This is a genomic window from Mycobacterium sp. E2497, from assembly GCF_001668695.1.
GTDB lineage: Bacteria > Actinomycetota > Actinomycetes > Mycobacteriales > Mycobacteriaceae > Mycobacterium.
The window spans coordinates 62535-69917 of record NZ_LZKD01000231.1; the positions used below are offsets into that span (position 1 = coordinate 62535).

A 7383-nucleotide genomic window follows, 5' to 3' on the forward strand; every position below is an offset into this window, starting at 1 on the left:
CGACGGCGATCGTCGTTATGGTGCTGACGGTGTCCGGTTGCTCGCCGGCAATCAACCTGGCGCCCGAAAGCGGCCACAGCGCGGAGATCGGCACCACCAGCGACATCAACCCACAGGACCCCGCCACGCTGCGAGACGGCGGCAGCCTGCGGCTGGCGCTCAGCGACTTCCCGCCCAACTTCAACATCCTGCACATCGACGGCAACTCGGCCGAGGTCGCCGCGATGATGAAGGCCACCCTGCCCCGGGCCTTCGTCATCGGCGCGGACGGCTCGACCACTGTGGACACCGACTACTTCACCAGCGTCGAACTCACCGGGACCGCACCGCAGGTGGTGACCTACACGATCAACCCGCGCGCGGTGTGGTCCGACGGCACACCGATCACGTGGGAAGACATCGCCAGCCAGATCCACGCGTTGAGCGGCGCCGACAAGACGTTCGAGATCGCCGGGCCCAGCGGCGCGGACCGGGTCGCGTCGGTCACCCGGGGTGTCGACGACCGGCAAGCCGTGGTGACCTTCGCCAAGCCGTACGCCGAGTGGCGCGGCATGTTCGCCGGTAACGGCATGCTGCTGCCCAGGAGCATGACGGCCACGCCGGAGGCGTTCAACAAGGGCCAGCTCGAGGGGCCCGGCCCGTCGGCGGGCCCCTTCATCGTCACGTCGCTGGACCGGACGACACAGCGGATCGTGTTGTCGCGCAACCCGAAATGGTGGGGTGCCCGGCCGCGACTGGACAACATCACCTACCTGGTACTCGACGACGCCGCGCGGCTGCCGGCCCTGCAGAACAACACCATCGACGCGTCCGGCGTCGGTTCCGTCGACCAGCTGACCATCGCGCAACGCACGAAGGGGATCTCGATCCGGCGCGCCCCCGCGCCCGCATGGTCTCACTTCACCTTCAACGGCGCCCCGGGATCAATCCTGGCCGACAAGGCGCTGCGCCTCGCGGTGGCCAAGGGCATCGACCGCCGCACCATCGCCAAGGTCGTCCAATACGGCCTCACGAGCGATCCGGTGGCGTTGGGCAACCACATCTACGTCGCCGGGCAGAAGGGCTACCAGGACAACAGCGCGGTCGTTCCCTATGACCCGGAGCAGGCCAAGCGGGAGCTCGACGCCCTGGGCTGGAAGCTGAACGGCCAGTTCCGGGAGAAGGACGGTCGCCCGCTGGTCATTCGCGATCTGTTCTATGACGCCCAGGGCAGCCGGCAGTTCGCCCAGATCGCCCAGCACAGCCTCGCGCAGATCGGCGTCAAGCTCGAACTGGTGTCCAGGTCCGGCAGCGGGTTCTTCACCAACTACATCAACGTCGGGGCTTTCGACATCGCCCAATTCGGTTGGCTCGGCGACGCTTTCCCCCTCTCGGCGCTGACGCAGATCTACCTGTCGGGCGGGGAGAGCAACTTCGGAAAGATCGGCAGCCCGCAGATCGACGCGGCGATCGAGCGGACCCTGCAGGAACTCGACCCCGCCAAGGCGCAGGCGTTGGCCAACGATCTCGACAGACTCATCTGGGCCGAAGGGTTCAGCCTGCCGCTGACGCAGTCGCCCGGCGACGTCGCGGTCCGCAGCGCGCTGGCCAACTTCGGCGCCGCCGGTCTAGGCGACCTGCGCTACACCGCCATCGGGTTCATGCGCGGGTGATCCGGCGCAGCCTCGCGGGGATCGGCAGGGCGCCCTCGACGAGGGCGGCCACCGCGATCGCTTTCCACAGCAGGCGCAGCTCCGGGCGCTCCGGAAGCGCGTCCAGCGCCGGTGCTTTCGCGGCGAGCCCCTCGAGCCCGCCCCGCCATACCGCTCGCGCGATCTCGATCGCTGCGGGCTCGCGAAAGTCCAACGCGCTGTGCGCCATGCTGGGCAGCTTCAACAGCACCGCGTGGGGCAGCAGCGCGGCGACCCGCTCGGCGACCGCCGGTGGAGTGATGAGGTCGCGGCCACCGGAAACCACCGCGGTGGGCCAGCCGAAATGCGGCATCTCGGCCGCCAGGTCGTAAGGCTCGTCCTCGAAAGTCGCCGTCTGGGTGCGCGCTTCGCGTTCGGCCACGGCGGGGTCGAGCGGTAGGCCGTCGGGTTCGGCGGCGTAGTTCAGCTCGCGGAACGCGATGCGGCTCACCAAGTCTTCCTCGTAGCGAAACGGCAGGTTGCTCAGCGTGGCGAACCGGGATAGTAGCCACCACAACAGCTTTCGGCCATCCAGCAGTAGGTCGAGTTGCCGCTCGAGCAGCTCGGCACCGCCGTACCCGTAGATCGTCGCCACCACCTGGGTGGCCGCCGCCGTCATCACCCCCGCGTCAACGAGTTTGCGCATTTTGGGCGCCAGCGCGGCGGTTTCGGGGCTGTCGCCGCGGAGCAGGAGCCGACGGATCGCGCGACGGACGATCACGATGTCATGCCGCGACAGCAGCGGCGAATCGAGGATCATTGCCCGTACCCGGCCCGGATGTTGCACGCCGAACCCGGACGCGATGTACGTGCCGTACGACGCACCGTAGATGACGGCCGAGTCGACTCGGGCATCGTCGAGCACGGCGGCGATGTCGTCGACGACCTGATTCACGGTGATCGCTTCGGGGGGCAGATCCTCGCCGGAGTCGTCGTGGCGGGACATGCCCACTCCGCGGTGCTCGATCATGATGACGTCCAGGCCGGCCGCGGCCGCGCGACCCCGCAACCCCCGATACATCTGCACCGAGGCCACCCCGGGACCCCCCGGGATGATGACCAGCGGATGCGCGGATTTCCGCCCGGTGCGCACGTAGTACAGATCAAACTCTTCGCGGCTATCCGGGGAGATCGGCCGACGCACGGGCCGCACACCGGGCAATGCCGCGAGCTTCTCCTGCACCCGGCGCCGCTTCGCATTCATCGTCATCGGTGTCGGCCCGCCATGGTCCCATTCTGCCGGGGCCCTCGCCGGGCACCATCGCAGCGCTCCCCGCGCGGCGCTTGGCGCACCTGTGCGCGCAGGTCTAGGCGCTGAGGTCGATGCGGTGCGCGCCCTTGACGCCGTCATACCGGTCGGGGCTGCAGGTGAGCACGATCACCTGCCCGTGCGTTCCGACCGTGTCGAAGACCTCCCCCATCTTGGCCAGCCGGTCGGGATCGGTGAAGCCGAGCGCGTCGTCGACCACCACCGGAACGGCGTCCTCCTTGGCGACCAAAGCCGCGCCCGCGAGCCGCGCCAGGATGGCGAGTTGTTCTTTGGCCCCGCCGGACAGTGATTCGTAGGGCACCGTGACGCCGTTGAGCGTGCGACTGCGGATGCAAAGGTCGCTGTCGATGTCGACCTCGAACGTGGGCCCGAACACCGGGCGGCCGAGCCGTTGCAGCTCGGCGCGATAGGGCTCGACGTACCGCTGCCGGGTGGTGTCGCGGTGGCGGGTCATGACCGAGCGCAGCAGCCTCGCGGCCCTGGCCCGGCCGCCAACCCGGATGTGCTCGCCGGCCGCGTGCTCGCGTTCGGATTCCGCGGCGTCGAGCTTGCCCTGGCGGCCCTCGCTGCCGAACACCGACAGTTCGATGGTGACCTCCCGCAACGCGCGGGCGGCGTTCTCGTAGCGCTCGCGGAGTTCCTCTGTTTCCTGTGTGGCAGCGGTCAATTCGGCATGCACCGCGTCCGGACTCGCCGCCGCCAGTCCCTCGGCGAGCTCGGCGTGACGAAGCTCAGCGGCCCGCGCCGCTTGTTGCGCGGCGTCGGCCGCCGACGCGAGGTCGTCGTCGCCGGCCGATGCCCGCTCTCGGGCCAGCCTATCGGTGGCCGCGGCGAGTTCACCGCGCTGGGTCTCCAGCGTGTTCTGGAGAACGGTTGCGCGGGTGGCTAATTCGGTGAGCCGGGCGGCGGCGGCGGTGGCGTTCCGGCGGCGGTCGTCGCAGTGCGCAACCGCGGCCAGACGCGTGGTCTCCAGCGCATCGAGTTCGGCGCGGGCGGCGTCGATGTCCGCAGCGGGAAGTTCCACCCCGGACGGTTGGCCGATACGCAGCTCTGCGAGCCGGGAACGCAGCTGGTCGATCTCTTCGTCGCCGCAGAGGCCGGCCAGGGTGGCACTCAGCTGGTCGCGGCTACCCTGCAGCTCCCGGCGACGGCGATCGGCGGAGCGGGCGGCCGCGAGGTCGGCTACCCGGCCCGCTGCCAGCGCGGTGGCCAGCTCTTCTTGTGCTGCAGCGTGTTTCGCCTGGACATCGAGCGTCGTCGCGCCTGGAGTGATCCGCGCAGTCAGGACCCCGGGGACCTGCACGGCGGTGGGTCCGGTGGTCGTGAGGGACCAGGTCTGCCCCTCGGCCAACGAGACCCGCTGTTCGCCGACGGCGAGTTCCACGTCCGCTGCGGCGGTGAACTCGACGACGGCGGACGTCGATGCCAGCTGGTCGCCGGTGCGATCGACCGCCGCGGCGGCGTCCTCGATTCGTCGCAGCAGCTGTTCGGTGACGGCGACATCGGAGAGCGCGGCGCACACGTGGTCGCGGTCCTGCTGGATGGCCTCGATCTTGGCCAAGCGGGCGCTCAACCGGTCGGCCTCCTCGCGGTCGGCCAGCGCAGCGACGGCTCGGCGGGCGGATTCCGCGCGGTCATGCAGGTCCGCAAGCGCCTCGGTGGCCTTGCGGGCCGCGACGTCGGCGGCCTCGGCTTCGACGTGCGCGGCCGCATGCTCATCGGTCGCTTGTTGCGTTTGAGCCTCGACGGCCGCGACACCGGCTGTGCGGACGTCGATTTCGGCGAGCAGTTGCAGCCGTGCATGGTGGGCGACCGCCGCCGCGGCGCTCGTGGCCGCCGCGGCCGCAGCGATCAACTCGGCCTCGCGCGCCTGGCCGGCGAGTTCGTCGATCTGTTCCGCGGCCTCCCGGGCGGCGGCGAGGCGCGGTCGGGCCGCGATGCGACGCTGCGACAACTCGGCGACCTGTTCGGTCAACACTGCATGCCGGCACACCCGCTCGTCGACCTCGGCCACCGCCGCCGCGCACTCCGCGACCGCCGCCTCGGCGTCTGCCAGCCGGGTGATCGCCGCGGCCCATTCACCCGTCGGGCGCCCGGTGGGAGTGAAGTAGCGGCCGTATTCGGCGTCGATTCGCTCGATGAGCAGCGGCTCGGTGCCGGAAAGCGCCCCGGTGTCGCCGGCCGCCACATCCAGCGCGCGCGAGAGCGCGTCACAGCCCGACAAATCCACCGCCGCGGTCGACGCTGACTGCAGCACCCGTTGGGCGTGCCACAGATCGCTGTCCACCGTCTCGGCCAGCATGGCGCGGACGCGTTCGTGCGCCTCGTCGCCGGTGAGCTGTTCGCGGTGCGGCGCCTGGATCGTCAGCTCGGTTTCACACTTCTTGTGAAAACGCTTGCGGTATACGAATCGATAAGGGCCGCAGCTTAATTCGGCGCTCACCTCGGAGCTGACGTCACTGTTGGTGGGTTTGACCTGCTTGACTTCCTTCTTCGTCGAACGGTCCCTGGACTCGAGCAGTAGGTCCAGCGCCTCGATCATGGACGACTTGCCGATTTCGTTGGCCCCGCACACCACCACGACGCCGTGGTCGGGGAACTCGATCTCCCGGTGGGCGATGCCGCGGTAATTCGTCAGGACCAGGCGGTGCAACTTCATGCGGCGCCCCGGTCGGTGAGGCGCAGCAACAGCGCCAGTGCCGCCTGCGCGTCGACGGCCGTCTCGGAGTCGCCCTCGCGCGCCGTCACCACCAACTCGTCGACCGCCGCGGCCGCGAATCCCCCGATACCGAGATCGCTGAATTCGCCGTCGGCCGGAATGACCGCCAGATCGGTGTGGCGGTCCCACAGGCCGAGCCAGGCGTACAACCGCGCGTACTTGTCCAGGCAGGCATCGAGCGCGGCGCGGTCGGTGACCGTCAGTGATCCGGTGAGCGCCAAGCGCACCACCGTGCGGTCCTTGTCGGTCATCAGGTCCAGGTTCATGTCGAGGTCGACGATGTCGCGGCGGGTATCGACCTGTCGATGCAACGTGACGAACCGCCAGCGGCCGACATGCCGCGATTCCACCTTGACGGCGCGGTTCGGGTCCGTTTCGTCGATGTCGACGATGAGGACGTGGCCAGGGTCCGATTCCACGTCGTCGAAGTTGGTGACTTCCGGCGCCCCGGAGTACCAGACCCGGCCGGTGTTGCCGACGCGGGTGCGCGAATGCTTGTCGCCCAGTGCCGCGTAGTGCACCGTGCCCGTCGCCAGCGCGTCGTCGAGGGCGGTGAGCCGGATCAGTGAAGGCTTGTCCCGATCGGGGTCCAGAACGTCGACCCCGCCGTGCGCGACGAGGATCCGGGTAACGGGTTCCGGGGTCAGCGCCTCGAGGACGCCGGCGACCAGGTCGGAGGTGGGGGCTTTGGATCGCCATGGCGCGGCGACGATCTCCAGCCCGGGCCGCACGTGGTGAACGCCGGCCTGGTCAAGCACGATCACGTTCTCGGGGCGTTCGGCGGTGAACAGCGCGCTGGTGTAGACGGAGGAGGCATCGAGCGGATCATGGTTGCCCGGCAGCAGGTAGACCGGAATCCCGATGGCGCGCATGGCTTCCAAGGACTGCCCGACAACCCGCGGGGGAAGCTGATTGTGTTCGAAGACATCTCCGGACACCACGACGAACTCGGCGCCCACCTCCGCCGCCAGCGCTCCCAGACCGGCCACCGCGTCACGCCGGGCCGCAGAGTAGCGCGGCTGGGCATCCCCGGCCAGGAAGTGCCGGGTCATGCCGAGCTGCCAGTCGGCGGTGTGCAGGAATCGCATGTCGGCGGCCCCCTTTCGGATTGCGTGGTTACAGGGCATCGCGAGCTTATGTCCGCGCACCGACAAGACGCGGGACCTCGACCGGCAGGTCTCCGAGCGGCTATTTTGCGGATTTTTTTGAGTGTGCATCTGTGGCGGTTTCGAGCCGATTTTTGTCGGTGGGGGTGGCTAGTTTGGCGGTGTGAGTCCAAGTAGTCATCCGGATGTCGACGCGGTGTTCGACGACCTCGATGCGGTCTTGGCCCGCGCCGGGGCGTTACCGGTTGACGCGATGAACGTCGCGCAACAGCTGGCGATGCTGGAGCGCTGCGAGAAGGCGCGCCGCCAACTGCCGGCCATCGAACACCCGGTGATCAACAACCTGGCCCGCCAAGCCACGCCTGAGGAGTTGGGCGGCACGCTGCCGCACGCGGTCGCCGAGGCCACGCTGATCAGCCGCGCCGAAGCCTCCCGGCGGGTCAAAGAAGCGGTGGATTTGGGGCCGCGGCACGGGTTGACCGGCGAACCGATGGCGCCGATGCTGCCGGCCACCGCCGCCGCCCAACGCGATGGGAAACTGGGCGCCGGCCAGGTGGCGGTGATCCGCCGCTTCTTCCACCGCCTGCCCGGCTGGGTGGATGCCGCCACTCGCGAGGC

General features: G+C 69.3%; 5 protein-coding genes. 2 read left to right on the forward strand and 3 right to left on the reverse strand.

Features of this window, described 5'->3' with window-relative positions; genetic code table 11:
* The first annotated feature begins 17 nt into the window (after window positions 1–17).
* On the forward strand, window positions 18–1652 hold the full coding sequence (locus tag A5713_RS21625; RefSeq protein ID WP_068098314.1) for an ABC transporter family substrate-binding protein: 1635 nt from the start codon (window positions 18–20) through the stop codon (window positions 1650–1652).
* Here the strand turns inward: A5713_RS21625 and A5713_RS21630 are convergent.
* The 3 genes from A5713_RS21630 to A5713_RS21640 all read right to left on the reverse strand — a co-directional run bounded on the left by A5713_RS21630 (window position 1639) and on the right by A5713_RS21640 (window position 6747).
* Window positions 1639–2880, reverse strand: coding sequence for an alpha/beta hydrolase (locus tag A5713_RS21630; protein ID WP_068098315.1), 1242 nt, complete (start codon window positions 2878–2880; stop codon window positions 1639–1641). The two genes, A5713_RS21625 and A5713_RS21630, sit on opposite strands and share 14 nt — an antisense overlap.
* 97 nt (window positions 2881–2977) lie before the next feature.
* A complete protein-coding gene (locus A5713_RS21635) occupies window positions 2978–5599 on the reverse strand; it encodes an ATP-binding protein (protein ID WP_068098316.1) in 2622 nt (873 codons plus the stop codon).
* Complete coding sequence (locus A5713_RS21640; RefSeq protein WP_068098317.1) at window positions 5596–6747, reverse strand: exonuclease SbcCD subunit D; 1152 nt, start codon at window positions 6745–6747, stop codon at window positions 5596–5598. The genes A5713_RS21635 and A5713_RS21640 overlap by 4 nt, the downstream gene beginning before the upstream one ends.
* Window positions 6748–6928: 181 nt before the next feature.
* Between A5713_RS21640 and A5713_RS21645 the strand changes: the two genes are divergently transcribed.
* A partial coding sequence (locus tag A5713_RS21645; RefSeq protein ID WP_156751974.1) for a DUF222 domain-containing protein occupies window positions 6929–7383 on the forward strand: 455 nt, incomplete at its 3' end.

Bases quoted from the DNA above. Each gene is read 5' to 3' on its own strand.
- A5713_RS21625 (WP_068098314.1), top strand. From the start codon at position 18: ATGGTGCTGACGGTGTCCGGTTGCTCGCCGGCAATCAACCTGGCGCCC.
- A5713_RS21630 (WP_068098315.1), bottom strand. From the start codon at position 2,880: ATGACGATGAATGCGAAGCGGCGCCGGGTGCAGGAGAAGCTCGCGGCA.
- A5713_RS21635 (WP_068098316.1), bottom strand. From the start codon at position 5,599: ATGAAGTTGCACCGCCTGGTCCTGACGAATTACCGCGGCATCGCCCAC.
- A5713_RS21640 (WP_068098317.1), bottom strand. From the start codon at position 6,747: ATGCGATTCCTGCACACCGCCGACTGGCAGCTCGGCATGACCCGGCAC.